Source organism: Aquitalea magnusonii (genome assembly GCF_003202035.1).
Classification (GTDB): domain Bacteria; phylum Pseudomonadota; class Gammaproteobacteria; order Burkholderiales; family Chromobacteriaceae; genus Aquitalea; species Aquitalea magnusonii.
Genome location: NZ_QJKC01000010.1, coordinates 87,803 through 113,139, shown reverse-complemented (window position 1 = coordinate 113,139; position 25,337 = coordinate 87,803). Strand labels below are relative to the sequence as shown.

24 protein-coding genes are annotated in these 25,337 nt (G+C 63.0%); 14 read left to right on the top strand and 10 right to left on the bottom strand.

The window, feature by feature from the left end; all coding sequences use genetic code 11:
- Positions 1 to 14: 14 nt before the first annotated feature.
- The 6 genes from polA (at position 15) to DFR38_RS12235 (ending at position 5,900) form a co-directional block, all read left to right on the top strand.
- Positions 15 to 2,810 (top strand): DNA polymerase I, encoded by a 2,796-nt coding sequence (polA, locus tag DFR38_RS12260; protein ID WP_110313464.1) that lies wholly within the window; start codon positions 15 to 17, stop codon positions 2,808 to 2,810.
- Between the two features lie 204 nt (positions 2,811 to 3,014).
- The gene (locus tag DFR38_RS12255; RefSeq protein WP_059287178.1) at positions 3,015 to 3,569 is read left to right on the top strand and encodes a GspH/FimT family pseudopilin; all 555 of its coding nucleotides are present in this window, start codon (positions 3,015 to 3,017) and stop codon (positions 3,567 to 3,569) included.
- Positions 3,562 to 3,987 carry a prepilin-type N-terminal cleavage/methylation domain-containing protein gene (locus DFR38_RS12250; RefSeq protein ID WP_158527734.1) on the top strand — a complete coding sequence of 142 codons (426 nt, stop codon included), beginning with the start codon at positions 3,562 to 3,564 and terminating at the stop codon, positions 3,985 to 3,987. Before DFR38_RS12255 ends, DFR38_RS12250 begins: the two co-directional genes overlap by 8 nt.
- Positions 3,988 to 3,994: 7 nt before the next feature.
- A complete protein-coding gene (locus DFR38_RS12245) occupies positions 3,995 to 4,804 on the top strand; it encodes a PilW family protein (protein WP_059287176.1) in 810 nt (269 codons plus the stop codon).
- The gene (locus tag DFR38_RS12240; protein ID WP_110313462.1) at positions 4,792 to 5,481 is read left to right on the top strand and encodes a pilus assembly PilX family protein; all 690 of its coding nucleotides are present in this window, start codon (positions 4,792 to 4,794) and stop codon (positions 5,479 to 5,481) included. The genes DFR38_RS12245 and DFR38_RS12240 overlap by 13 nt, the downstream gene beginning before the upstream one ends.
- Positions 5,463 to 5,900 (top strand): type IV pilin protein, encoded by a 438-nt coding sequence (locus tag DFR38_RS12235; RefSeq protein ID WP_082693658.1) that lies wholly within the window; start codon positions 5,463 to 5,465, stop codon positions 5,898 to 5,900. Before DFR38_RS12240 ends, DFR38_RS12235 begins: the two co-directional genes overlap by 19 nt.
- Positions 5,901 to 5,963: 63 nt before the next feature.
- Here DFR38_RS12235 and DFR38_RS12230 read toward each other — a convergent pair whose 3' ends face one another.
- From DFR38_RS12230 to arsC, 5 genes are all read right to left on the bottom strand, one after another.
- A complete protein-coding gene (locus tag DFR38_RS12230) occupies positions 5,964 to 7,499 on the bottom strand; it encodes a DHA2 family efflux MFS transporter permease subunit (RefSeq protein WP_110313461.1) in 1,536 nt (511 codons plus the stop codon).
- A gap of 66 nt (positions 7,500 to 7,565) precedes the next feature.
- Positions 7,566 to 8,711 (bottom strand): HlyD/EmrA/EmrK family protein, encoded by a 1,146-nt coding sequence (locus DFR38_RS12225; protein ID WP_059287173.1) that lies wholly within the window; start codon positions 8,709 to 8,711, stop codon positions 7,566 to 7,568.
- Positions 8,704 to 10,149: an efflux transporter outer membrane subunit gene (locus DFR38_RS12220; protein WP_244909902.1), complete on the bottom strand. Its 1,446-nt coding sequence runs from the start codon at positions 10,147 to 10,149 to the stop codon at positions 8,704 to 8,706. The genes DFR38_RS12225 and DFR38_RS12220 overlap by 8 nt, the downstream gene beginning before the upstream one ends.
- Before the next feature lie 114 nt (positions 10,150 to 10,263).
- On the bottom strand, positions 10,264 to 10,758 hold the full coding sequence (locus tag DFR38_RS12215) for a MarR family transcriptional regulator (protein ID WP_059286466.1): 495 nt from the start codon (positions 10,756 to 10,758) through the stop codon (positions 10,264 to 10,266).
- 170 nt (positions 10,759 to 10,928) lie between these two features.
- Complete coding sequence (arsC, locus tag DFR38_RS12210; protein ID WP_059286467.1) at positions 10,929 to 11,279, bottom strand: arsenate reductase (glutaredoxin); 351 nt, start codon at positions 11,277 to 11,279, stop codon at positions 10,929 to 10,931.
- Between the two features lie 281 nt (positions 11,280 to 11,560).
- On the opposite strand from arsC, the gene DFR38_RS12205 reads away from it, so the two are divergent.
- A complete protein-coding gene (locus tag DFR38_RS12205) occupies positions 11,561 to 12,763 on the top strand; it encodes a multidrug effflux MFS transporter (RefSeq protein WP_059286476.1) in 1,203 nt (400 codons plus the stop codon).
- A gap of 9 nt (positions 12,764 to 12,772) precedes the next feature.
- Here DFR38_RS12205 and ybaK read toward each other — a convergent pair whose 3' ends face one another.
- Both ybaK and DFR38_RS12195 read right to left on the bottom strand, forming a co-directional pair.
- Positions 12,773 to 13,255 carry a Cys-tRNA(Pro) deacylase gene (gene ybaK / locus DFR38_RS12200; RefSeq protein WP_059286468.1) on the bottom strand — a complete coding sequence of 161 codons (483 nt, stop codon included), beginning with the start codon at positions 13,253 to 13,255 and terminating at the stop codon, positions 12,773 to 12,775.
- Between the two features lie 32 nt (positions 13,256 to 13,287).
- On the bottom strand, positions 13,288 to 14,220 hold the full coding sequence (locus DFR38_RS12195; RefSeq protein ID WP_059286477.1) for a LysR family transcriptional regulator: 933 nt from the start codon (positions 14,218 to 14,220) through the stop codon (positions 13,288 to 13,290).
- Between the two features lie 155 nt (positions 14,221 to 14,375).
- Here DFR38_RS12195 and DFR38_RS12190 point away from each other — a divergent pair, with 155 nt between their 5' ends.
- The 6 genes from DFR38_RS12190 (at position 14,376) to pcaF (ending at position 22,333) form a co-directional block, all read left to right on the top strand.
- The gene (locus DFR38_RS12190) at positions 14,376 to 16,124 is read left to right on the top strand and encodes an acyl-CoA dehydrogenase family protein (RefSeq protein ID WP_059286469.1); all 1,749 of its coding nucleotides are present in this window, start codon (positions 14,376 to 14,378) and stop codon (positions 16,122 to 16,124) included.
- On the top strand, positions 16,121 to 17,314 hold the full coding sequence (locus DFR38_RS12185) for a CaiB/BaiF CoA transferase family protein (RefSeq protein WP_110313460.1): 1,194 nt from the start codon (positions 16,121 to 16,123) through the stop codon (positions 17,312 to 17,314). Before DFR38_RS12190 ends, DFR38_RS12185 begins: the two co-directional genes overlap by 4 nt.
- A 75-nt stretch (positions 17,315 to 17,389) precedes the next feature.
- Positions 17,390 to 18,739 carry an MFS transporter gene (locus DFR38_RS12180; protein WP_082693501.1) on the top strand — a complete coding sequence of 450 codons (1,350 nt, stop codon included), beginning with the start codon at positions 17,390 to 17,392 and terminating at the stop codon, positions 18,737 to 18,739.
- A gap of 27 nt (positions 18,740 to 18,766) precedes the next feature.
- Positions 18,767 to 19,555, top strand: coding sequence for an enoyl-CoA hydratase-related protein (locus DFR38_RS12175; protein ID WP_059286470.1), 789 nt, complete (start codon positions 18,767 to 18,769; stop codon positions 19,553 to 19,555).
- A gap of 28 nt (positions 19,556 to 19,583) precedes the next feature.
- Positions 19,584 to 21,125, top strand: coding sequence for a 3-hydroxyacyl-CoA dehydrogenase (locus DFR38_RS12170; protein ID WP_110313459.1), 1,542 nt, complete (start codon positions 19,584 to 19,586; stop codon positions 21,123 to 21,125).
- Entirely contained in the window at positions 21,125 to 22,333 is a 1,209-nt protein-coding gene (gene pcaF / locus DFR38_RS12165) for a 3-oxoadipyl-CoA thiolase (RefSeq protein WP_110313458.1), read from the top strand. The genes DFR38_RS12170 and pcaF overlap by 1 nt, the downstream gene beginning before the upstream one ends.
- On the opposite strand, the gene DFR38_RS12160 is transcribed toward pcaF, so the two are convergent.
- Complete coding sequence (locus tag DFR38_RS12160; RefSeq protein ID WP_082693238.1) at positions 22,326 to 22,952, bottom strand: protein-methionine-sulfoxide reductase heme-binding subunit MsrQ; 627 nt, start codon at positions 22,950 to 22,952, stop codon at positions 22,326 to 22,328. The two genes, pcaF and DFR38_RS12160, sit on opposite strands and share 8 nt — an antisense overlap.
- Before the next feature lies 1 nt (position 22,953).
- A complete protein-coding gene (msrP, locus tag DFR38_RS12155) occupies positions 22,954 to 23,862 on the bottom strand; it encodes a protein-methionine-sulfoxide reductase catalytic subunit MsrP (RefSeq protein ID WP_059284410.1) in 909 nt (302 codons plus the stop codon).
- A gap of 388 nt (positions 23,863 to 24,250) precedes the next feature.
- Between msrP and DFR38_RS12150 the strand changes: the two genes are divergently transcribed.
- Positions 24,251 to 24,784 (top strand): fimbrial protein, encoded by a 534-nt coding sequence (locus tag DFR38_RS12150; protein WP_082693239.1) that lies wholly within the window; start codon positions 24,251 to 24,253, stop codon positions 24,782 to 24,784.
- 353 nt (positions 24,785 to 25,137) lie between these two features.
- Here DFR38_RS12150 and DFR38_RS12145 read toward each other — a convergent pair whose 3' ends face one another.
- Positions 25,138 to 25,320 (bottom strand): protein MIGRI, encoded by a 183-nt coding sequence (locus tag DFR38_RS12145; RefSeq protein ID WP_059284412.1) that lies wholly within the window; start codon positions 25,318 to 25,320, stop codon positions 25,138 to 25,140.
- Positions 25,321 to 25,337 lie beyond the last annotated feature (17 nt).

Here is a 25,337-nt window from a genome sequence, read left to right as displayed (position 1 = left end):
TTCGCCCCTCTTCTATGAAAACATTGTTATTGATCGACGGCTCTTCCTACCTGTATCGCGCCTTTCATGCGATGCCCGATTTGCGTTCTCCGGATGGCCGGCCCACCGGGGCGGTTTACGGCATGGTCAACATGCTGCGCCGGCTGGAGAAAGAGGTGCAGTTCGATTATAGCGCCTGCGTTTTCGACGCTAAAGGCAAGACTTTCCGCGATGACTTGTACCCGGAATACAAGGCCAACCGGCCTTCCATGCCGGAAGAGCTGGCCGCACAGATTAAGCCGGTGCACGAGGTGGTGCAAGCCTCCGGCTGGCCGCTGCTGATGGTGGACGGGGTGGAAGCGGACGATGTCATCGGCACACTGGCGCGCATGGGCGAGGCTGCCGGCTTCCGGGTCATCATTTCCACAGGCGACAAGGACATGGCCCAGCTGGTGACGCCCATGGTGTCGCTGGTGAACACCATGACCAATGAAAACCTGGACCAGGCCGGGGTGAAAGAGAAGTTCGGCGTGCCGCCCGAACGTATCATCGACTACCTCACCCTGATCGGTGACAAGGTGGACAACGTCCCCGGCGTGGACAAGTGCGGCCCCAAAACCGCCGTCAAGTGGCTGGAAGAATACGGCACGCTGGACAATATCATCGCCAATGCCGACAAGGTGGGCGGCAAGGTGGGCGAAAACCTGCGCGCCGCACTGGACTGGCTGCCGCGCGGTCATCAGCTTATCACCATCAAGTGCGATGTCGATCTGCAGCAGGACATGCCCTATGGCCTGAACAGCCTGCAGCACGGCGTGAAAGACCGTCCGCGCCTGGCCGAGCTGTTCAAGGACCACGGCTTCCGTACCTTCTACCGCGAAGTCACCGAAGGCGAAGATGCGCCGCTCAGCAGCCCGGCTGTGGTCGATGCGCCTGCCGCGAGTGTCGGCCAGACGGACGATATGTTTGCCATGGCCGCTGCGGTATCCGCTCCTGCGCCGGTCGCCCCGCCAGTGAGCGCCATCTCCCGCCATTACCACACCATTCTGGATGAGGCCGCGCTGCAAGGCTGGCTGGACAAGCTGGGTAGCGGTGCGCTGGTGTCGCTGGACACCGAAACCACCAGCCTCGACCAGATGCAGGCGCGCATTGTCGGCATCAGCTTCGCCCTGCAAGCCGGCGAGGCCGCCTACCTGCCGCTGGGTCATCACTATGCCGGCGCACCGCAGCAACTGGCGCTGGACGAGGTACTGGCCCGGCTCAAGCCCTGGCTGGAAGACGCCAGCAAGCCCAAATGCGGCCAGAACCTGAAATACGACCGCCATGTGTTTGCCAATCACGGCATCCAGCTGGCCGGGGTGGTGGACGATTCCATGCTGGCCTCCTATGTGCTGGAAAGCCACCAGCGCCACAATATGGACGACCTGGCCGCCCGCCATCTGGGCGAAACCACGGTCAGCTACGAAGACATCTGCGGCAAGGGAGCCAAGCAGATCGGCTTTGGCGAGGTGGATATCGAGATCGCCGCCAATTACGCGGCAGAAGATGCCGACATCACCCTGCGGCTGAACCAGTACTTTGCCCCGCAACTGAGCGGCCGGCTTGGCGAAATTTACCGCGATATCGAACTGCCGGTGGCCGAAGTGCTGTTCCGCATGGAGCGCAATGGCGTGCTGATCGACCGCGAGCAGCTGGCGGCGCAGAGCCATCAGCTGGGCACGCAGATGCTGCAACTGGAAAGCCAAGCCTATGAACTGGCCGGCCAGCCCTTCAATCTGAATTCGCCCAAGCAGTTGCAGGAAATCCTGTTCGGCAAACTGGGCATTCCCACCAAGGGCATCAAGAAAACCCCGTCCGGTGGTTTCTCCACCGACGAATCGGTACTGGAAGCGCTGGCGCTGGATTACCCGCTGCCCAAATGCATCCTGCAATACCGCAGCCTGACCAAGCTCAAGTCCACCTATACCGACAAGCTGCCGACGCTGATCAACCCGGACACCGGCCGGGTGCATACCAATTACTCGCAAGCCGTGGCCATTACCGGGCGGCTGGCCAGTTCCGACCCTAACCTGCAAAACATCCCGGTACGCACCGCCGAAGGCCGCCGCGTGCGCGAGGCCTTTATCGCCAAGCCCGGCCACAGCATCGTCAGTGCCGACTATTCGCAGATTGAACTGCGCATCATGGCGCATCTGTCCGACGACGCAGGCATGCTGGCCGCCTTTGCCAGTGGCGAGGACATTCACAAGGCCACGGCTGCTGAAGTATTCGGCGTGACACTGGAGCAGGTGACGAGCGATCAGCGCCGCGCCGCCAAGGCCATCAACTTCGGCCTGATCTACGGCATGAGTGCCTTTGGCCTGGCGGCCCAGCTGGACATCGAACGCAGCGCCGCCCAGCAATACATCGACCGCTACTTCATGCGCTATCCCGGCGTGGCCGACTACATGCAGCGCACCCGCGAAACCGCGCGCGAGCAAGGCTATGTGGAAACCGTATTCGGCCGTCGCTTGTATCTGCCGGAAATCAAGCTGGCCAACCCGGCCCGCCGCGCCGGGGCCGAACGTGCCGCCATCAATGCGCCGATGCAAGGTACCGCCGCCGACCTGATCAAGCTGGCGATGATTGCCGTGCAAAACTGGCTGGATGCGGAGAAGCTGTCCAGCCTGCTGATCATGCAGGTACACGATGAACTGGTGCTGGAAGTGCCGGATACCGAGCTGGAACGGGTCAAACAGCAGCTGCCGCAAATCATGGCCGGTGTGGCGCAACTCAAGGTGCCGCTGCTGGCGGAAGTGGGTGCCGGTAGCAGCTGGGAAGCCGCCCACTAAGCTTCAGCACTTCATCATCTTCAATCCTTCAGCCAAAGCCACCCATGCCGGTGGCTTTTTCTTTGTTTGAAATGGGTGTGGACGGCGCTTTATCAGAGTATTCCGCTGTTGTCTCAGCAGTAGCTGCAAGCCCGTCCGGGCCGGGCGGGGCAGGATATCCAGTCCTGCCCATCACTTGCTTGCGCTCATGGAGGTGACCTGCCCATGTCCTGCCCTGATGCTGGTCGCCGCGGTGGCGGTTTTACCTTGTACGAGTTACTGATCGTGCTGGCGGTCAGCGCGATCCTGCTGGCCCAGACGCTGCCGGCCATGCAGGACATGCTGGAGCGGCAGCGCCTGCTCGCCCGGGGCCAGTTATTGCAATCCGGCCTGCAGCTGGCACGCAGCGAGGCCATTCGTGGTAATCGCACCGTATGGGTGTGTGCACTCAACAGCAAGGTCAATCTGGAGATCCAGGGCTGCCAGTCCGGCAATGGCGCCGGCAACTGGAGCGAAGGCTTGCTGGTGTTTGCCGATGCACCATCCCGCCCAGATGGCCGTTACGACAGCGGCGAGCGGCTGCATCACCTGCTGTTCAGCAGCACCAGCGTGCAGCTCAGTGCCAATCGCCAGGATTTTGCCTTTACGCCCCATGGTCGCCTGCACAGCGGCACGGTGCCGCGTTTTCAGTTGCGTACTCCAGGAGGCCAGTGCCACAGCCTGCTATTGCAGCCCAGTGGCAAGGCGCAATGGTGCAGCCAGGACAACTGCTGTGACTAGGCAGATGCGCAGCCGGGGTTTCAGCCTGGTCGAAGTGATGCTGGGCGTGCTGATCCTGCTGTTTGGCCTGCTCAGCCTGTCCGGCATGGCCGGGCAGAGCCTGCGGCAGTTACGCGCCAGCGATGCCGATAGCCGGTTGTTACTGGCCAGCCTGAATCTGGCCGAGGCCATGCAGGCGGATCAGCAGCAGGCCTTGTCTGGCCGCTCCGGTGGGCGTTACGCCGCTTCAGCGCAAGAGCAACTGCAGCAGGATGTGCGCGTGCTGTGGCCGGAAGGGCAGGGGGGAAGTCTCTTGCTCTGTCGCCATGCAGGCGCCTTGCCGGCCGTGCCACTGGCGCAGGATTGCCAGGCCAGCGGCAGGGTATGGCTGCTGCAGCCGGCCGTAGCGGCGGGGCTTTTGCCGCTGGCGCTGGAGTGAGCCGCTGATGCCGGCGGCGCGTGGCTTCTCGCTGGTGGAGCTGATGCTCAGCAGCTTGCTGGGCTTGCTGCTGTGCGGTTTGCTGTGGCACAGCCTGCATGCGGTATTGCAAACCCGCAGCTTTGCCAGCACCCGGCTGGCGTCACAACAGGAAGCCCGTTTTGTGCTGCAGCAGCTGGCGCGTGATCTGCGCATGGCCGGCAGTTTTGCCTGCGCGGGGCCGGCGCAGTGGCTTGCCAGCGGGAGCCAAGTCATGCCGCAGGCAGGCGAGGGCGTATTGAGCCTGAGTTATGGCGATGGCGGCATCGCCCTGTTGGCCGAGCCGGCGGACAGCCAGGGGCAGATCAGCCGCTGGCGCTTGCTGCAGCCGCCACCAGCCTGGCCATCAGAACAGCCTTTGCTGCTGGCCAGCTGCCGCCGTGTCGACTTGCTGAAGCTGGATAGTGATGTCTCCCTGCAGCAGCAGGATGGCGCATTCTGGTTACAACTGGCTGTTAACAGCCCATTGCGCGCACATATGGCCGAGCATCATCTGCCCTCGCTTGAGCTGCTGGCCTTGCAGCAGCGCCACTACCGGCTGGACCAGGAGAGTGCGGAGGGCAAGCTGTGGTTGGAGCAGACTGGTCAGCCACAGCTATGGCTGGCCAGTGGCATTGCCCGTCTGCACTTGCAGGCAGAAACATTGCCCGCCTGTCCGGGCAGTGCGCCCCGGTCGTGGTGGACCTTGCAACTGGCCATGCGCCAAGCCAGCGGCAGCAATGCGCTACCGTATCGCCTGCAAGTGATGAGTCGGGCGGGGCCTGCATGTCTGGCCTGATGCGCCAGGGGGCGCGTGGGGTGGTACTGCTGACAGCCTTGCTGTTGCTGCTGTTGATGAGCGCACTGGTGCTGGGGCTGAGCCGCTTATTGCGCGATGAGCAGCGCATCGGCAGTCAGCTGGATGATGCCCAGCGTGCCTTCCAGCTGGCCGAGCTGGGTTTGCAGGCCGGCGAGCAGGCCTTGGCCAAGCTGCCGTTTGCCGCGCAAGTGGCCGGCATGAGCCACAGTGCGCTACGGCAGAGCGAGTCACCGTTTACCCTGTCCTGCCGGCAGTCGCGTAATCCGGCGGGTTGGCAGCAGGGCTTATGCCTGTCGGCAACACTGGCCCGGCAGCCGATCGCACCGCCCTGGCAGCGGCTGGATGAGAGCGGCGTGGCGCTGCTGCACCCTTGTGGCGTGGCATTGCGGCTGGAGCTGCAGTCGGTGGCGACGGCTGGACGCTGCCCGGTCGTGACCACCGGGCCTTGGTTCTGGAGTGACCCGCATTATCTGCTCGAGTTGCTGGACCCACAGTATGTGGATGGTGAACAGCGCGGCCTGCTATTGCGTGTGACAGCGCGTGGCTGGGGCCGTTTGCCGGATAGTGCGGTGACTGTGCAAAGCCATGTGCTGTTGTTGCCGGAGTCGACAGGCAGCTGGCGTGTCAGGAGGCTGGCATGGCGCGAATTACGCTGAACAGATTGCACCGCGGTTTCAGCCTGCTCGAGTTGCTGACCGTACTGGCCATGCTGTCGCTATTGCTGCTGATCGCCCTGCCATTGTGGCGGGGCCATGTGCTCAGGCTGCGCCAGGCCGAGGCCCGGGTGGCCTTGCTGCAGGCCAGCCACTTCATGGAGCAGTGGCGCAGCGAGCATGGCCGCTATACGGCGGGCAGCGGCCACTGGCCGACATTGCCGGTGAGCGCGACAGCCTATTACGAACTCCACTTCGGTGCACAGGATGGCAATGCACGGGCGGACAGTTTCCAGTTGCGCGCCATCCCCAAGCCCGGTCAGGCCTGGCTGGGTGAGGAAATGCTGGTACTGGACCAGGACGGCAATATCCGGCTGTGTGCCGTCAATGATGTCGGCAAGTTGCGCTGCCGGGTGGATTAGCCAGGCCGGGTAGTCCGGAATAACAAGGCCCGCATGGTGCGGGCCTTGTTATTCAGTGGTGGATCAGTGCGCGCCGCTGTCAGCCGCGCCACTGGAGGTGAACGGTGGCCGGGCAAACCATACCAGGGCAATCAGCGCGACAAACATGATGCCGAACAGCCAGAACACCTCGTTCACGCCGATCAGCGAACCCTGGCGGGTAATCTGCAGCGCGGTGTAAGCCTGCTGCTGGCTGGTGGACATGCCGGTGGTTTCCAGCAGGCGGAACCACATCTGGCTGGCCTGATCGTACAGCGTCACATGCTGGGTGAGCTGGGCGTGGTGCAGGGCTTCGCGTCGGTCCCACAGCGTGGTGGTGATGGAGGTACCGATACTGCCGGCCAGAATGCGCAGGAAGTTGGACAGGCTGGAGGCACTGGCAATCTGATCCGGGCGCAGGCCGGACAGGGTGATGGTGGTGAGCGGCATGAAGAAGCAGGCCACGCCGATGCCCTGAATGAACTGCGGCCAGACCACATAGGCGAAATTCATCTCGGTATTGAAGGTGCTGCGCCAGAAGAAGCAGATGGCATAGACACTGAAACTGATGGTGACCAGCCAGCGCATGTCCAGCCGGTGCGCGTTCTTGCCGATGATGGGCGACAGGAAGACCGGCAGGATGCCGATGGGGGCGGCGGCCAGGCCGGCCCAGGTGGCGGTGTAGCCCATCTGGGTCTGCAGCATCAGTGGCAGCAGCACTACCGCGCCGAAATACAGCATGAAGCCCAGGCTGATGGCGACGGTGCCGACGGTGAAGTTGCGTTTGGCAAACAGGGTGAGATCGACAATGGGGTGTTTTTCCCCCAGCTCCCAGATCACCAGATAAATCAGCGACACCGCAGAGACAATGGCCAGCACCACGATTTCGGTGGAGTTGAACCAGTCCAGCTCCTTGCCGCGGTCCAGCATCATCTGCAGCGCGCCCACGCCGACGATCAGCAGGGCCAGGCCCAGCTTGTCGATGGGCTGGCGTACCAGGCCGGTTTCCCGTTCTTTCAGAATCTTCCAGCTGATGAAGGCGGCAGCCATCCCCACCGGCACATTGATGAAGAAGATCCAGCCCCAGTGCCAGTTGTCACTGATGACGCCACCCAGGATGGGGCCGAACACCGGTGCCACGATCACTGTCATCGCCCATAGCGCCAGCGCCAGCCCTTTCTTGGCGGGCGGGTAGCAGGCCATCAGCAGGCTTTGCGACAGCGGGATCATCGGGCCGGCCACTGCGCCTTGCAGCACGCGGAACAGGATCAGCATTTCCAGGCTGTTGGCCATGCCGCACATCCAGGAGGTGAGCACGAACAGCAGGGTGGAGATGGTGAACAGCTTGACTTCGCCCACCTGCTTGGCCAGCCAGCCGGTCAGCGGCACGGCGATGGCATTGGCCACGCCGAACGAGGTGATGACCCAGGTGCCCTGGCTGGTGGCGGCACCGAGGTTGCCGGAGATGGTGGGCAGTGCCACGTTGGCAATGGTGGTGTCCAGCACCTGCATGAACACCGACATCGACAGCGCCAGCGTGATCCACACCAGGCGCGAGCCTGACAGTGGTGGATGATTCATGACGGAAAGTCCTCAAGACGGCGCTGCCGGTGCGGCATGCTGCCGCAGCCGGTAGCGGCCGGGAGATTACTGGGCGTTGGCGGCCAGCAGGCTGGCGACCAGTTCGTCAGCCTGTTTCAGGTCCGGCGTCAGGGCATGGGTTTCCTGGGTCGGATTACCGCGCGGGCTTTGCGCCAGGCTGGGGCCATCCTGCTTGCTGGTGTCCACCACGGCATCCACCGACAGGCCGACGCGCAGCGGATGGTCTTTCAGCTCCTTGGGATCCAGCTGGATGCGCACCGGCACACGCTGCACCACCTTGATCCAGTTGCCGGTGGCGTTTTGTGCCGGTAGCAGGGAGAAGGCGCTGCCGGTGCCGGCCGACAGGCCCTGCACCTTGCCGTGGTAAACCACCTTGCTGCCGTACACGTCGGCAGTCAGTTCCACGTCCTGGCCGATGCGGATCTTGGCCAGCTGCACTTCCTTGAAGTTGGCATCCACCCACACGCTGTCCAGCGGCACCACCACCATCAGCGGTGTGCCGGTGGCCACGCGCTGGCCGACCTGCACATTACGGCGGGCCACATAGCCGGACACCGGTGCCTTGACTTCGGTACGCTGCAGGGCCAGCCAGGCTTCCTTCAGCTTGCTGGCGGCGCGTTGTACGTTCGGCTGCTTGGCCAGTACATCCTTGCCCACCAGTGCGTCGGTGGCCTTGGCCTGTTCGCGGGCGGCATCCAGTGCGGCCTTGGCGGTGCTGACGGCGTCGCGGGCATGGCCCAGTTCTTCGCTGGAGATGGCATCGGAGCCAGCCAGGGTTTCGCGGCGCTTCAGGTCGGCCTGGGCCTTGGTCAGTTCGGCTTCGCGCACGGCAACCTGGGCGGCCAGTTGCTGGGTGCTGGTCATCAGCTGGCGGGTTTCGCGCACGGTCTGGGCGAATTCATTGCGCGCGCGCTCGAAAGCCAGCTTGGCATCGCTGTTGTCAAACGCCACCACGGTCTGGCCGCTGTCGACGCGGTCGGTATCCTCGGCGCTGATCTTGACCACGGTGCCGCCCACTTCCGGGGTCAGCTGCACCATATGGCCGGCGACATAGGCGTCGTCGGTGTTTTCCTGATGGCTCAGTACCAGGCCCCAGTAGGCGCCGTAGCCGATGGCCAGCGCGGCGATGAGGCCGGTGGCGACAAAAAGATTGCGTTTGCGGCTTTTTGCCGTCTCGATCTGCTTATCCATGATGGGTGTCCTTAGCGGGCTGTTGGGTGGTTTCACTGGTGGCGAAACCCCCGCCCAGTGCGGTATTCAGTGCGGCCCAGGCCAGACGGTTGGCCGCGGTGGCGTCGATCTTGCCGGCTTGCTGGTTGAGGTCGGCTTCCTGTGCATCCAGTACGGCCAGCTTGTTGACCAGGCCGGCCTTGAAGCGCAGCACGGTGGAGTCGGAGGCCTTGCGGCTCAGCTGGGTGGCCTGGTGGGCGTCGGACAGCTGGCTGGCGGTTTTCTGCCAGGTGGACAGGCTGTCTGCCGCATCGCGCAGCGCGTCCAGCACGGTCTGGTTGTAGTTTTCCACCGCGATGTCGTAGCGGGCGCGGCTGGACGCCAGATTGGCCTGCAGCGCGCCGGAGGTGAAGATCGGCAGGTGGATGGCCGGGGTGATGCCGACGATCTTGGAGCCGGCATTGAACAGATCCGAGGTTTCCAGTGCCGACTGGCCAACAAAGGCGGACAGCGAGACATTGGGATAGAACTCGGCCTTGGCTACCGTCACCGACTGGTTCATGGCCTCTACCCGGGCGCGCTGGGCCACGATGTCCGGGCGCTGGCTGAGGATGTCCAGCGTCAGGGCGGCCTCCGGCATGGCCGGTGCCGAGCGCAGGGGGGCGGGCTGCAGGCTGGCCAGCGCATTGGGCGGCTGGCCGGTCAGGGCGGCCAGGGCATGGCGGGCGTGCTCGGCATCATTGGCCAGCGCGCTGCTCTGCTGGCTCAGGCGCTTGAGCTGGATTTCACGCTCGCGCAGGCTGTCGGGCGGCAGCAGGCCGGCGCTGACGCGGGCACGGGTCAGTGCCAGCTGGCTTTCTGCCAGTTGCTGGCGTGCCTGCAGCAGCCGGCTTTGTTCCAGGATGCGTTGCAGATTGGTGTACTGGGCGATCACGGCCTGGGTGATGACCAGACGGGCCTGCTGGCCTTCCAGTGCAATGGCCTGCTGGTTGCCCAGCGCGGCCTGGACGGCGGCGCGGTGCTTGCCCCAGAAATCGATTTCCCAGCTGGCGCCCAGCGACAGGGTGTAGACGTTGTAGTAGTTGCCGCCAATGGGAGGAGGCAGCAAGCCGTACAGCGAATAGCGCTCGCGGTCGAGATTGGCACTGGCTTCGACCTGCGGGCCTTCCTTGCTTTGCGCCATGCCGACGGCACTGCGTGCTTCACGCAGGCGGGCATCGGCCACTTTCAGTGACGGCGCTTGTTGCAGCGCTGTGTCGATCAGCTGGTTGAGCTGCGGATCATTCAGTTGCTGCCACCAGCCGGCATGTACCTGGCTGGCCGCGTGCTCGCCCAACTGCAGCTGGGTCGCAGACAACGGCCGTGCCGGGGTAGTGTCCTCGCCGAAACCGGCGCAGCCACCCAGCATGGCGGTAAGCATCAGCAGGCCAGCGGTCTGCTGCCAATTGGGTTTATTCACCTTGTGGGTCTCCAGATTCCATCGTGATGATTGATGGTGTGATAGTCACTCAAGTTATTATTTGTGCGCAGCATGACGGCCAGCGGGAGGCCGCCGGCGCGCGCCGGCAGCGGTTCAGCCGCCCAGCCTGGCCAGTAGCTTGCGCATCATCTTTTCCATCAGCTGCCGTTCCTCGGCGTCGAAGTCCTGCCACAGCGCACGATGGTTGGCACGGGAAATCGGCAGCAGTTCTTCCACCAGTGCCAGGCCCTTGGGCGTCAGTTCCAGGCCGATCTTGCGCCGGTCTTCGGCACAGGGAATCCGCGTGGCCCAATCATTGCGCACCAGTTCGTCGACAATGCGCGTGGCATTGGTGCGCGAGGAGTCGAGCGTGTCGCTGATGTCGGACGGAAACAGCTTTTGCTGCGGGCAGGCATACATGGCCAGCAAGGACATCCACAGCGATTCGTTAAGGCCGTATTCCTTCATGCCCTGGTTCAGATAGCAGGTGAGGCGGGGCATGATGTGGTAGTAGAGCCTGGTCAGAATCACTTCCTGGCGTGGCACGCCGGGAAAGCGGCTTTCGATGCGGTCGACTGCCTGTTCCAGATGATGGAATGATTTGTTCATGGCTGATATTTTAGTAACGTACGTTATTATTATTCAAGTTATTATTTGTATGGAAGCCATCCTGCCGGAGTCTGGCTGTCGCTTTGCTACGACAAGCGACTGCTGGCCGCAATGAAAAACACCAGGCGGAATCGCCTGGTGCATATGCAAACGGGGTGGGGTGGGCGGGTTTAGCGCTGCAGCAGGCTGAGTACCTTTTCCGGCGGACGGCCCAGCACGGCCATGTCGGCGCTGACGGCAATCGGGCGCTCGATCAGCATGGGGTTGTCCACCATGGCTTCGATCAGCTTGTCGCGTTCCAGCGTGATGTCATCCAGGCACAGGGTTTCGTATTCTTCTTCCTTGGTGCGCAGCAGGTCGCGCGGGTCCAGCTGCAGCAGGGTGAGGATGTGGTCCAGCTCGGCAGCACTGGGCGGATGCTTGAGGTATTCGATGACCTCGACATCGGCACCGGCCTCCTGCAGCAGGGCCAGCGCCTCGCGCGATTTGGAACAACGCGGGTTGTGGTACAGACGGATCATGAATGGTCTCCCTTTTGATTATGGTGGGTCAGGAAGATGGTGCTGCCGCACACCGTGGTGCAGGGCAGGGCCGCGCTGCGCCGCCAGGGCGCGGCGGGTTGGGTCAGCGACTTCCATCTTAGGCAGAAAACTTTTTCTTTGTGTAGTGCTGATCGCCTGCGGCGTATCACTGTTTTCGCCCGGCGCGCATTCTCGCCCTGCCCGGCGTACTTGCCAAGGGTTTGGCTTTGTACCGGCCGGGCGGTAACATGGGCCGCCCCCACTGTCTTTATCGGATTTTCATGGCGCATTCCGCTCGCAGCCACTTTGGCCTGGCCTTGTTGCTGGCAGCCCTGTCCACGCTGGGCCCCTTCTCGATCGACACCTTTTTGCCGGCCATGCAGGCCATCGGCCTGTCCTTGTCCGCGTCGCCGTTGCAAATGCAACAGGCGCTCACCGTCTACCTGCTGTGCTATGCGGTGATGATGTTGTGGCACGGCTCGATTTCCGATGCCATCGGCCGCCGGCCGGTGGTGCTGGCCACCACCTTGCTGTTCAGCCTGGCTTCGCTCGGCTGCGCACTGGCGCCGTCACTGGGCTGGCTGCTGCTGTTTCGTGGTTTGCAGGGGCTGTGCGGCGGGGCCGGGCTGGTGGTGGGGCGGGCCATCATCCGCGACAAGCTGGACGGGGCCGAGGCGCAGCGGCTGATGTCGCAGGTGACCATGCTGTTTTCACTATCGCCAGCCATCGCGCCGGTGGTGGGCGGCTGGCTGTTCGGTGCCTTTGGCTGGCATTCCATCTTTGTGTTCATGGCGCTGATCGGCCTGGCACTGTTTGTGATGAGCTGGTTTGCGCTGGACGAAACCCATCACGCCCATTTGCGTACCCCGCTGGCCTGGCGTTCGCTGCTGCAGAATTACCTGGAGGTACTGCGCAAGCGTGATTTCCAGTTGCTGGCAGCGGCGGTGTCCTGCAATTTTGCCGGTTTCTTCCTGTATATCCCGTCGGCACCGGTGTTTTTGCTGCAGCATCTGCATTTGCGGCCAGACCAGTTTTTGTGGATGTTCGGCCCGGCGGTGTCCGGCATCATGTTTGGAGCCTTTTTGTCCGGCAAGATGGCCGGCCGGCGCGGCGCGCGTGAAATCGTGTCGCTGGGTTACGGGCTGATGTTTGCCGCGGCCACGGCCAATTTTGCCTACAATCTGCTGGCGGCCCAAGCCGCCATGCCGTGGGCGGTGTTGCCGCTGGCGCTGTACACCACCGGCATGTCGCTGGCCGCGCCATCCATCACGCTCAACCTGATGGACCAGTTTCCGGCGCTGCGCGGCACGGTGTCGTCCCTGCAGGGCTTTTTGCAGACCATGCTGTCCAGCATTGTGGCCGGGGTGATTGCGCCGCTGGTATGGGGCAGCACGCTCAACCTGGCCTGCTGCATGGCGGGTTTTCTGCTGCTCGGTTTTGTCTTCCGTAGTGCTTATCGCCGCCGTATCAAGCTGCGCGGCTAGCTCGCCGGCTCAGGCGGCCGCCTGCACCAGCACCGGCTGCAACACGCGGATGACTTCCTGCGGGTCCACACCAATCAGAAAGCCGCGCTTGCCGCCGTTGATATAGATGCGATCCAGCTGGGCAATGCTGCTTTCCATATACACCGGCATCGGGTGGCGGGTGCCGAAGGGGCTTGTGCCACCCACCTGGTAGCCGCTGTGCTTGTCGGCGGTTTTCGGGTCGCAGGGGCTGATCTTCTTCACCCCGATCTGCTTGGCCAGCATGCCGGTGCCTACTTCGCGGTCGCCATGCATCAGCACGATCAAGGGGTGCTTCTGCTCGTCTTCCATGATCAGCGTTTTCACCACGCAGTGCTCATCCACGCCCAGTTCGCGGGCCGACACCGTGGTGCCGCCCTTGTCTTCGTACTTGTACAGATGCTCGCTGTATTCCACCTTGTGTTCGCGCAACACGCGAATGGCCTGGGTGACCGGCGCTTTTTCCTTGGACATATCTGTCTGTCTGTTACGGCAAAACGGCTACTTTAGTGGCTGTGGCGGTCAACTGCAAACCGTTCGACCGCAGCTTCGGCCGGGGTGGGCAGTGCCGCCAGCAGCGCGGCGCGCAGCAATTGCACACAGCTTTCCGCCTCGTCCTGCTGATGCAGCAGCATCAACCGCGTACTGGGCATGGGGGCGGGCAGGGGCAGGTAGCATACCTGTTCGGTGGCCAGGTGTTGCAGCCCTTGCGGCACCAGTGCCACCCCCAGGCCCATGCCCACCATCCGGATGATGCTCAGCCAGGTGCGCGCCTGGTGCTGGATGTGCGGATAGAAACCGGCCGCCGCGCACTGCGCCAGAATCTGGTGGTGATAGTAGGGCGAAACTTCCGGCGCAAACAGGATGAACGGCTGTTCCTGCAACATGGGCAGGGTGATGGCAGGCTGCGCGGCACAGGGGTGTTGCCGTGGCAGGCAGCAGCACAAGGGCTCGGCCGCCAGCACATCGCCGGCGATGCTGGCCGGATAATGGGCATCGTTGACGCAAGCCAGGTCGATCTGCCGTCGTTCCAGTGCCTGAATCTGCTCCTGGGTGCCCATTTCCTGCAGCGCGATAGCCACGTCGGGATAGTGCCGGGAGAACTGTTGCAGGGCCTGTGGCAAGCCACGGTAGAGCATGGAGTTGATGAAACCCAGCCGGATCAGGCCCTGCTTGCCCTCGGCATAGCGTTGCAGCATCTGCTGTATGTCTGCGGCACTGTGCAGCAGGTTTCTGCATTTGCCCAGCAGTGCCGCACCGCATTGGGTGAGGCGCACGCTTTTGTTATTGCGCTGAAAAAGCTGCACCCCCATTCTTTGTTCCAGTTTCCTAATATCAAAACTCAGTGCCGGCTGCGAAATATGCAACCGTTTGGCAGCACGGCCAAAATGCAATTCTTCTGCCACAGCAACAAAATAACGTAATTGTCTGAGTTCCATCAGCATCTGTCTCCGCTGTCCATCATGTTTGCTTATCGTATGACAAAGCAAATGTATTGGACCTGGCAAGTCCTCACTCTTTAGCCTGCTGCTCTACATCAATCGGCTCAATCAAACAGGGTTTGGGAGATTGGTGGCGTGCTAAGGAGACAGCAATGGCAATGGAGCAGGCAGTTGTGGCGGGGAATAATATTCCCGATAGCAGTGGGTGTAATTTCTTTGAAATGGATAAGGATCTGGCGGCTTTGCTGCAATTGCAGCTGGGTGCCGAATATTATTCCAGTATTAAAAATGAATTATCTGAGCTGGGTGGCAGAATAAGCGGAGAGCTGGATGCCCTGGCCATGCTGGCCGATCGCAATCCACCGGTATTATATCCACGCAATCGCCGTGCCGAAGCGGTTGATCATATTGAAAAGCATCCGGCTTATGTCGCACTGGAGAAAGTGGCCTATGCCGAATTGGGTCTGGCTGCGTTAAGTCACGACGGCAAGAATAATCCCCCATTACTGAAATATGTCCTGACTTATCTGTTTGTGCAGGCTGAATTCGGCCTGTGCTGCCCGGTCAGCATGACCGATTCGCTCACCCGCACCTTGTGCAAATTTGGCGAGCCGGCACTGGTGGCGCGTTATTTGCCCATGCTGAGCACCCGTGATTTTGACCAGCTGTATCAGGGCGCGATGTTCATCACCGAGCAGCAGGCCGGTTCGGATGTTGGCCAGGTGGCCACCCGTGCCGTGCGCAGCCAGGCTGCAGACGGCAGCGAACACTGGCAGTTGTTTGGCGACAAATGGTTTTGCTCGAATCCGGATGCCGATCTGGCCATGGTGCTGGCGCGGCCGGAGGGCGCTCCGGCCGGGATACACGGCTTGGGTTTGTTCCTGTTGCCCAAGCATTTGCCGGACGGGCAGCGTAATGCCTACCGCATCGTGCGCCTCAAACCCAAGCTGGGCACCCGCTCCATGGCCAGTGGGGAAATCGTGCTGGAGGGAGCCACCGCCTATTTGATTGGCCAGATTGGCCGTGGCTTTCAGCAAATGGCCGACATGATCAATATGTCGCGCCTGTCCAATGGGGTGAGGTCTGCCGGACTGATGCGCCGGGCGCTGTCCGAAGCCTTGTACGTGGCCAGCCAGCGCCAGGCCTTTGGCCAGCGGCTGATCGACATGCCGCTGATGCAACGCCAGTTGCTGAAAATGTTGCTGCCCACCGAGCAGGGCCGCTCCATGTTCATGCATACCGCGCAAATGCTGGGCCGGGCCGATGCCGGCGATGCCGTCGCCCAAGGCGCGGTGCGCTTGCTTACCCCGCTGATCAAGTTCCGTACCTGCCGCGATGCACGCCGGGTGACCGGCGACGCCATGGAGGTGCGTGGCGGCCTGGGTTACATCGAGGAATGGAGCGATGCCCGCCTGGTGCGTGATGCCCATCTGGGCTCGATCTGGGAAGGCACCAGCAATATCGTGGCGCTGGACATCCTGCGTGCGGTCAGGCGCGCCGGGGCGCTGCCTCCTGTCCTGGCACATGCGCAGGATTTGCTGGATGCCGCCAGCCTGCCGCCTGCCAGCGATAAGCTGTTCCGGCATGTGCTGAGCCGGGCCGCCGAAAATCTGACTCAGCTGGCCGAGCGTGACCAGACGCAGTCCATCCGCCAGGTGGGCAGCCAGTTCTACCACGTCCTGACCGCGCTGTTCATGGCCTGGGAAGGGGCAAAACTGGCGCCGGATTACCGCCGTCTGGCACTGGCACATCTGGTATTGCGCCACCGGGTACTGCCACGCGATCCACTGGCGCTGGCGGCGGATGATCTGCCTGCAGGTCTGGCCGCAAAGCTGCTGGATGGACAGGCCATCAGCCTGGCAGAAGCCATGGCCTGCCTGCCGTCTGGAGCGCAGGCATGAGGCCGGCCGGGGGCGCCTTGCACGGCGTGCGCGTGCTGGACCTGAGCCGGGTCCTGGGCGGGCCCTATTGCAGCCAGGCGCTGGCCGACCATGGCGCGGATGTCATCAAGCTGGAGCCCCCCTCCGGCGATGAAACCCGTGGCTGGGGGCCGCCCTTCCTGGAGAATACCGCCTGGTATTTCGAGGGCGTCAACCGCAACAAGCGCGCCATTTGCGTCGACCTGAGCCAAGCCGCCGGGCGTGACATCGTATGGCAATTGCTGGAACAGGCCGATGTACTGCTGGAAAACTTCAAGCCCGGTACGCTGGCGCGCTGGGGCATGGATTACGCCCGCGATCTGGCACCGCGCTTTCCGCGGCTGATTCATTGTGCGGTCACCGGCTTTGGTGCGGATGGCCCGCTGGGTGGCTTGCCTGGCTACGACGCTGCCATCCAGGCCATGACCGGGCTGATGAGCGTCAATGGCGAGCGCGATGGCCCGCCGCTGCGGGTGGGGCTGCCGGTGGTGGACATGGTGACCGGTCTGAATGCCCTGTCCGGCATCCTGCTGGCCTTGTATGAGCGCGAACGCAGCGGGCTGGGGCAGTCGCTGGATATTGCGCTGTACGATTGTGGCGTGTCACTGCTGCATCCGCATCTGCCCAATTACTTTGGCACCGGCCACGCCACCCCGCGCAGTGGTAATGCCCATCCCAATATCGCTCCTTACGACAGCTACCGTACCGCCAGCGTGCCCTTGTACCTGGCGGTAGGCAACGACCGCCAGTTTGCCCGGCTGTGCCAGCTGCTGGATCTCCCCACTTTGCCCGGCGACCCGCGCTTTATCGACAACCGCAGCCGCTGTGCCCATCGCCCGCAACTCAAGCAGGCGCTGGAAACGGCCTTGCAAGCCTACCGGGCCGAGGAGCTGGCGCCATACCTGCTGCGTGACGGCGTGCCCTGCGCCCCGGTCCAGGGGGTGGAGCAGGTGGTGGCCCATCCGCATACCGCCTACCGCCAGTTGCTGGTGGAAATGGGGCCTTACCGTGGCACCGCCTCGCCGATCAAGCTGTCTCGCACCCCGGCCCGTTATGACACCCCCCCTCCGGCGCTCGGGCAGGACAACCGTGCCGTGCTGGCCGAGCTGGGCTATGCGGCGGCACAGCAGCAGGCGCTGCTGGATGCCGGAACGGTGATCGGCCCGCGCTGAAACCACCCTGTGTGCTACCCGCCACCGCGCTCTGTGGCGCCGGCGGGGCCGTGCCATTTTCTGGAGAGACTTTCCATGCCTCACACGCATACCCAGGCGGACAACAAGAAAAAACCGATGCGGGCCGCCATCGCCGCCTTTGTCGGCACCACCATCGAGTGGTACGACTTTTATATCTATGGACTGGCCGCTGCACTGGTGTTCGGCAAGGTGTTCTTTCCCGCCTCGCTCGACCCCGGCGTGGCCACGCTGCTGTCCTTTGTCACCCTGTGGGCCGGTTTTATCGCCCGGCCCTTGGGCGGCATCATTTTTGGCCATTTTGGCGACCGCATCGGCCGCAAGACCACGCTGGTGATCACCCTGATGCTGATGGGCCTGTCCACGCTGGGCATCGGCCTGTTGCCCTCCTACCAGAGCATTGGCGTATTGGCCCCGATAGGGCTGGTGCTGCTGCGCATCGTGCAGGGGATTGCGGTGGGCGGCGAGTGGGGCGGGGCGGTGCTGATTGCCAGTGAAAATGCGCCCAAAAACAAGGGCATCCTGTATGCCGCCTTTGCCCAGCAAGGTTCACCAGCGGGCAATCTGCTGGCCACGCTGGTGTTTTTCCTGCTCAGCAGCATGCCGCTGCCGGACTTTGTACTGTGGGGCTGGCGCATTCCCTTTTTGCTATCGGCCTTGCTGGTGCTGGTGGGGCTGTTCATCCGCCTGCAACTGAGCGAATCCGCCGCCATGCAGCAAGTCATTGCCGAGAAAAAGGTGGAGCGGCTGCCGCTGCTGAGCGTGATCCGTCAGCACGGCATGCTGGTGTGGATGGCCATGCTGGTGCCTACCGTCATCCATGTGACCTATCTGAAAACCACCTTTGCCCTGTCCTGGGCCACCAGCGCACTGGGCTATAGCCGGGAAAGCTTTTTGCAGATCATCCTGGCAGCCCTGGTGGTGCAGTTTGTGGTGCAGCCGTTTGGTGCCGTGCTGGTGTCCCGCTTCGACAAGGTCAAGGCCATTCTGTGGATATTGCTGCCGGAGTTTCTGCTGATGCCGCTGATGTTCTGGGCCATCGCCACCGGCAGCTACTGGCTGGCCATGGTCGCCATGTGTCTGGCCACCATTCCGCACTCCATGTTCTACGGCGCCATTGGCGGCCTGCTGGCCCAGGCTTTCCCGGTGCAACTGCGCTACACCGGCATGTCGTTTTCCTATCAGCTGTGTTCCTTGCTGATCGGTGGTGGCACCCCGGTACTGGCGCAATGGCTGCTCAATGCCACCGGTGGCATCAGCTGGGTAGCCGCCATTTCGGCCTGTTATGCACTGGTGTCGCTGTTCAGCACGCTGTGGCTGCTCAAGCGCATCCCGCAACAGGACGTCCAGCTGGCCGCCGGACAGGTGGCTCCGACCGCGCCCCCGGTGGTCAGGCAGGCGCATTGATCAATCTTTTCTGCTGGAGAGCCAAGCATGCCCTATGCCGATATCCCCGATTTATTACAGTGCGCCGGGCCGTTTGATGGCGTGTTGACCCTGACCTTGCACCGCCCCGCCGTCCGCAATGCCCTGTCTACCCCGCTGCTGGCCGCCTTGGTGGCGGTGCTGGCGCGGGCCGAACAGGACAGCGCCGTGGCCGTGGTGGTGCTGACCGGTGGCGACAAGGTGTTTGCCGCCGGGGCCGATCTGGCGGAAATGGCGGACAAGGACCTGCCCGCCATGCTGTGCGACCAACGCCCACAGCTGTTTGCCACCATTGCCCGCTTTCCCAAGCCCTTGCTGGCGGCGGTGTGTGGCTATGCCCTGGGTGGCGGCTGCGAGCTGGCCATGCACGCCGACATCATCATTGCCGGTGAGTCGGCCTGCTTCGGCCAGCCGGAAATCCGGCTGGGCATCATGCCCGGTGCTGGCGGTACCCAGCGCCTGCTGCGCGCGGTGGGCAAATCGCTGGCGATGAAGATGGTGCTTGGCGGCGACTTTATCGGCGCACAAGAAGCGCGGCAGGCCGGGCTGGTGGCCGAGGTATGGCCGGATGCCGAATGCCTGTTCAAGGCACAGCAGCTGGCGCAGCGCATTGCCGGTCAGGCCCCGCTGGCCTTGCGCCTGGCCAAGGCGGCGCTGCTGGCGGCACAGGAAACCGGCCTGTCTGCCGGGCTGGCGCTGGAGCGTGCCCACTTTGTCACCCTGGCCGCCAGCCAGGACCGGCAGGAAGGCATCCGCGCCTTTCTGGAAAAACGCTCACCGCAGTGGCAGGGATGTTGATCCCGCCTGTTCACGAAAGAGAGAAACCATGCAACAAGCCCTTTCCGTAGATCGCCAGGTGGCCATCATCGGCAGTGGCGTGATGGGCCGTGGCATTGCCATGGTCGCAGCTGCCGCCGGCCATCCGGTGTGTTTGTACGATGTCAACGGCCCTGCCAGCATCCAGGCACTGGCGGCCATCCGCCAACACTGGCAGCACCAGGTCGGGCAGGGCAAATTATCGGCGGCGCAGCTGGACCGGCTATGCGGGCGGCTGTCCCGGGCCGAGCACCTGTCGCAGCTGGCGCGGGCAGGTCTGGTGATCGAGGCCATTGCCGAAGATCTGGCCGCCAAGCAGGCGCTGTTTGGCCAGCTGGAACAGCTGGTCGCCAGCGATTGCCTGCTGGCCAGCAATACCTCCTCGCTGTCCATCACCGCCATTGCCGCCGGCATGGCCGCGCCACAGCGGCTGGTGGGCATGCATTTCTTCAATCCGGCACCGGCCATGCGGCTGGTGGAAATGGTGCGTGGCCTGGCCACCGATGCCGACCTGCTGGCGCAGGTGAGCGCCACCGCGCGTGCCTGGGGCAAGGAGACGGTGCAGGTGCGTTCCAGCCCGGGCTTTATCGTCAATCGCATTGCCCGACCCTTCTATTTGGAAAGCCTGCGCTGCCTGCAACAGGGGCTGGCTGATTGCGCCACGCTGGACAGCCTGTTGCAGCATGCGGGCGGCTTCCGCATGGGGCCGTTTGCCCTGATGGACCTGATTGGCCTGGATGTGAACCTGGCGGTGCACCGCTCCATCTGGCAGGCCATGTGCTACGACCCGCGCTACACCCCGCTGTGGATTCAGCAGGAAATGGTGGCGGCGGGCTGGCTGGGGCGCAAAAGCGGCCGCGGGTATTACCAGTATCCGCAAGCCGCACCTGCCGCACTGGAACCCTTGCCGGCGCAGCAGCCGGACTGGCGCCAGGTCAGCGTCAACCTGGCGCAGCCGGTGGCCGCCGTGCTGGCACAGCGGCTGCAGCAAGCCGGGGTGCAGCTGGCGGGCAGTCACGATGCGGCCGCGGACTGGCTGTTACGGGTGGGGGGCGCGCAGGTCCATTTAAGCGATGGCCGCCCGGCGGCACAGCGCGAACAGGCGCTTCAGCAGCCTTGCCTGCTGCTGGATCAGGCCTGCGATTATCAGCAAGTCAGCCTGTTGGCCGCCCAGTCCAGCCCGCAGTTATCCGCAGCGGACCGACAAGGGCTGGAGGCGGTATTGAACGCGGCAGGCATCCGCCTGTGCCATTTGCCGGATGGGGCAGGGCTGCCGGTGCTGTGCACGGTGGCGATGCTGGTGAACGAGGCGGCCGAGGTGCTGCAACAAGGGCTGGCCAGTGCGGCGGATATCGACCGCGCCATGTGCCTGGGGCTGAACTATCCGCAAGGGCCGCTGGCCTGGGGGCAGCGTCTGGGCTATGGCTGGCTGGTTCGGGTGCTGCGCCATCTGGCGGATTACCACGGCGATGGCCATTACCGTGTCTCAGGCTGGTTGCAGCAGCGTGCTGCCGATGCTTCCCCTGCCTGTATCGATGCCAAGGAGCTGTAATGCAAGACGCTTTTATTTGTGACGCGGTACGTACCCCGATTGGCCGCTATGGCGGCAGCCTGTCCACCATTCGCTGTGATGATCTGGCGGCCCTGCCCTTGCGGGCGCTGCGGGCGCGCCACCCGGAACTGGACTGGGCGGCCCTGGATGACATCTGGCTGGGTTGTGCCAACCAGGCCGGGGAGGACAACCGCAATGTGGCGCGCATGGCCGGTTTGCTGGCGGGCCTGCCCATCAGCACGGCCGGGGTGACGCTGAACCGGCTGTGCGGTTCCGGCATGGATGCGGTGGGCAGTGCCGCCCGCTGCATCGCACTGGGCGAGGCAGATATGCTGCTGGCGGGCGGGGTGGAGAGCATGTCGCGTGCGCCCCTGGTGCTGGGCAAGGCTGGCCAGGCGTTTGACCGCAGCCAGACGCTGTTCGATACCACCATTGGCTGGCGCTTTATCAATCCCTTGCTGGCACAGCAGTTTGGTACGGATTCCATGCCGCAGACGGCGGACAACGTCGCCGCCGCCTTTGGCATCAGCCGTGCCGATCAGGACTGCTTTGCCCTGCAGTCGCAGCAACGCTGGCACGCCGCACAGCAACAGGGCCGCTTTGAGCTGGAAATCATCCCGGTGAGCTTGCAGCCGCCGCGTCAGCCGGAGCGGATTTTCGTCTGCGACGAACATCCGCGCCCCGATGTAACGCTGGAAGGGCTGGCCAGGCTGTCCGGCATCAATGGCAAGGCGCTGTCGGTAACGGCGGGCAATGCCTCCGGGGTAAACGACGGAGCCTGCGCCTTGCTATTGGCCTCGGCACGCGCAGTGCAGCAACACGGCTTGCGCCCCTTGTCCCGCGTGCTGGGCATGGCCTGCGCCGGGGTGGAGCCACGGCTGATGGGCATGGGCCCGGTGCCCGCCAGCCGCAAGCTATTGCAGCGGCTGGGCCTGCAACTGGAACAAATGGAGGTGATTGAAATCAACGAGGCTTTTGCCGCCCAGGCGCTGGCGGTGCTGCGCGAGCTGGGTCTGCCGGAGGACGCCGGGCATATCAACCCCAATGGCGGGGCGATTGCCATGGGCCATCCGCTGGGCATGAGTGGTGCGCGGCTGCTGGCCACCGCCAGTTACGAGCTGCAACGCCGCCAAGGCCGCTATGCCCTGTGCACCATGTGTATTGGCGTGGGGCAGGGCATTGCCGTGGTGCTGGAGCGGGTCAGCTAGACCGCTGGCGCAGCTTGCGTAGCAGCCGCCAGCCCAGCAGCACCGCCAGCACGCTGGCGTACAGCATGGGCTGGGTCAGGTCCTTTTTCACCAGCCACCAGTAGTGCAGCACGCCCAGTAGCGCCACCGGGTAAACCAGGCGGTGCAGCCGCCCCCAGTTGCGTTTCAGCCGTTTCATCCAGCCCTGGGTCGAGGTGATGGCCAGCGGCGTCATCAGCAGCATGGCGGCAAAGCCCACGGTGATGAAGGGCCGCTTGGCGATGTCGTGCAGCATGCCCGGCCAGTCAAAAAACTGGTCTAGCCACACATAGGTGGTGAAGTGCAGGCAGCCGTAAAAGAAGGCATACAGGCCCAGCATGCGGCGCAGGCGCAGCGGCCAGCTCCAGCCGGACAGCTGGCGCAGCGGGCTGATGGCCAGGGTGATCAGCAAAAAGCTCAGCGTCCAGGTGCCGGTGGAACGGGTGATGAACTCCACCGGGTTGACCGCCATGCCGGACAGCACAATCCACGCCGCACGGGCCAGTGGCAGCAGGCAGAGCATAAACACCGAAATCTTCAGCCAGTTGAAACGGGATGGCTGGCGGCTGGCGGCAGGGTTTTTCATGCGCAGGGTGGTCATGTCAGAAATTCCGCCGCAGGTCCATGCCGCGATACAGGCTGGCCACCTGATCGCCATAGCCATTGAACATCAACGTCTTGCGCTTGAGGAATTCGCCGATGCGCCGCTCGCTGGCCTGGCTCCAGCGCGGGTGGTCCACCTCCGGGTTCACATTGGAATAGAAGCCGTACTCATGGGCATTGGCCATATTCCAGCTGGTGGCCGGCATTTGCTCCTGCAAATGAATGCGCACAATGGACTTGATGCTCTTGAAACCGTATTTCCACGGCACCACCAGCCGGATCGGCGCGCCGTTCTGATTGGGCAGCACATCGTTGTACAGGCCGACCGCCAGAATGGTGAGCGGGTGCATGGCTTCATCCATGCGCAGACCCTCGCGGTAAGGCCAGTCCAGCACCCGGCTGCGCTGGCCGGGCATCTCGGACGGGCGTTGCAGGGTTTCAAAGGCCACGTATTTGGCACGCGAAGTGGGGGCCACCTGTTTAAGCAGGCTGGCCAGCGGAAAGCCTATCCACGGAATCACCATGCTCCAGCCTTCCACGCAGCGCAGGCGGTAGATGCGTTCTTCCAGCGGCTGTTTCAGCAGTTCCTCGATGCCAAAGCTGCGCACCTTGCCCACTTCACCATCCACCACCACATTCCACGGCCGGGTTTTCAGGCTGCCGGCATACAGGGCCGGTTCGCTCTTGTCGGTGCCGAACTCGTAGTAGTTGTTGTAGCTGCTGATGTCTTTCAGGCTGTTGGGTTTGTCCGCGCTGGACAGCGGGCTTTTCTTGCCCGCCAGTGCGGCCAGGGTTTCACCGGACAGCAACAGCCCGGCACTGCCCAGCATGAACTGGCGGCGGTTGAAGTACACGCCTTCGGGAGTGATTTCCGACGGCTGGATATCTGCGGGTTTCTTGATGAGCATGATGGTTTCTCCGGTGCTGTGTTTCTTTGTCGCAGCAACAAGCGGAATCTGACATGCAAACTTTACGATTGTTCAGGCTGATCTGATAGCCAATGGCTAATTTTTATGTACACGGCCGAGCAAGCCGCGGCATGGGCTGAAGGAGGGGGGGTTCGGGGGGCGTGGACGGTTGCCAGCGCGGCCTGCCGGGCGGGAATGGCCAAGCTGCAGCCAGCCATTGCCGCAGAAGTTTTTTGCAGAAAAATTTCTAAGTAGTTTTACATAGATCAAATTATTTCCTATATAGAAAACAGTCACTTGAAGCCAATGGCTTCAGTCGTAACACAAGCAATAAAAAAGAGTGACTTTTCTTGTTAAGCGATGAATCAAATATTCAGGGAGCGGCAAAATGCACAGGTCATTGATTATTCTCGGTACGGCTTTGGCTGGGCTTGTTTCACAAGCGTATGCTTACGATGGGACTCTCACCATCAATGGCAATGTTTCTGCAGAAAGCTGCACCATCAGCGTGGCCGGGGGTTCCAGCAGCGGCAGCATCACCCTGCCCACGGTGTCGACCAAAGCGCTGGCTGTCGCCGCCGCCACCGCCGGTACCACGGATTTTTCCATTTCGCTGACCGCATGCAGCGGTGCCTCCACCCAGGCGGCCATCTGGTTTGAATACGACAGCAATGTCAATGCCGCCGGGCGCCTGATCAATACCGGCACAGCCAGGAATGTCGATGTCGCCTTGTATAACCTCTCGTCCACCACCCCCATCGCCGTCGGCCAGGGAAGTGGTGCGTTTGGCAGTAGCGGCGCGGCATTTCCGATCAGCAGTGGCACGGCCACCTTACGCTATCAGGCGAAATACTATGCCACGGGTGTGGCCGTGGCGGGCACGGTGACCGCCAGCGTCTACTACACGGTTCAGTACCAGTAACACACTCCTGCTAGCTTGCGCACGGAGCCGGGACCGCACTGACAAGACACCGGATTGCGCAAGGTCTGTCCACTAAGCTATATCTGCCTGTGCCTGACGGTGCCCTGCCGCTGTCCGGCGGTGTAGCCCCCACTGGTTGTGCTTCCACCTCTTCCCGCCCTGGCGGTCTGACCGTGCTGCGCATGCACTGCAGCCATTTGCAGCAAGCCTGCTGCGGCCTGGTGCCTCCCGCATCCAGCCTTGAATATCCTGCGGATTGTTTGCCTGAGCCTGCCTTGCGCCTGGGCTGCCAGGCTATCGGGTGAGTCGCTGCCGGGCGGTATGCGAACGACACCGTGCCTTGCCCGGCCGGGCTAGAGCTGATGAAAGCCCAGCCAGTACAGCAGCACGAAGATGGCCGAGGCGGCCAGCAGGGCGGTGGCCAGGGTGCTGATGAATTCGCGCAGGCTTGCCCGCTGACGCCGGTCCAGCAGCCAGCGTGCGATGGCATACAGCACGGCAAACAGCAGCAACAGGCGGAACAGGCGACCGATCATGGCGGGGACGGAGAGAA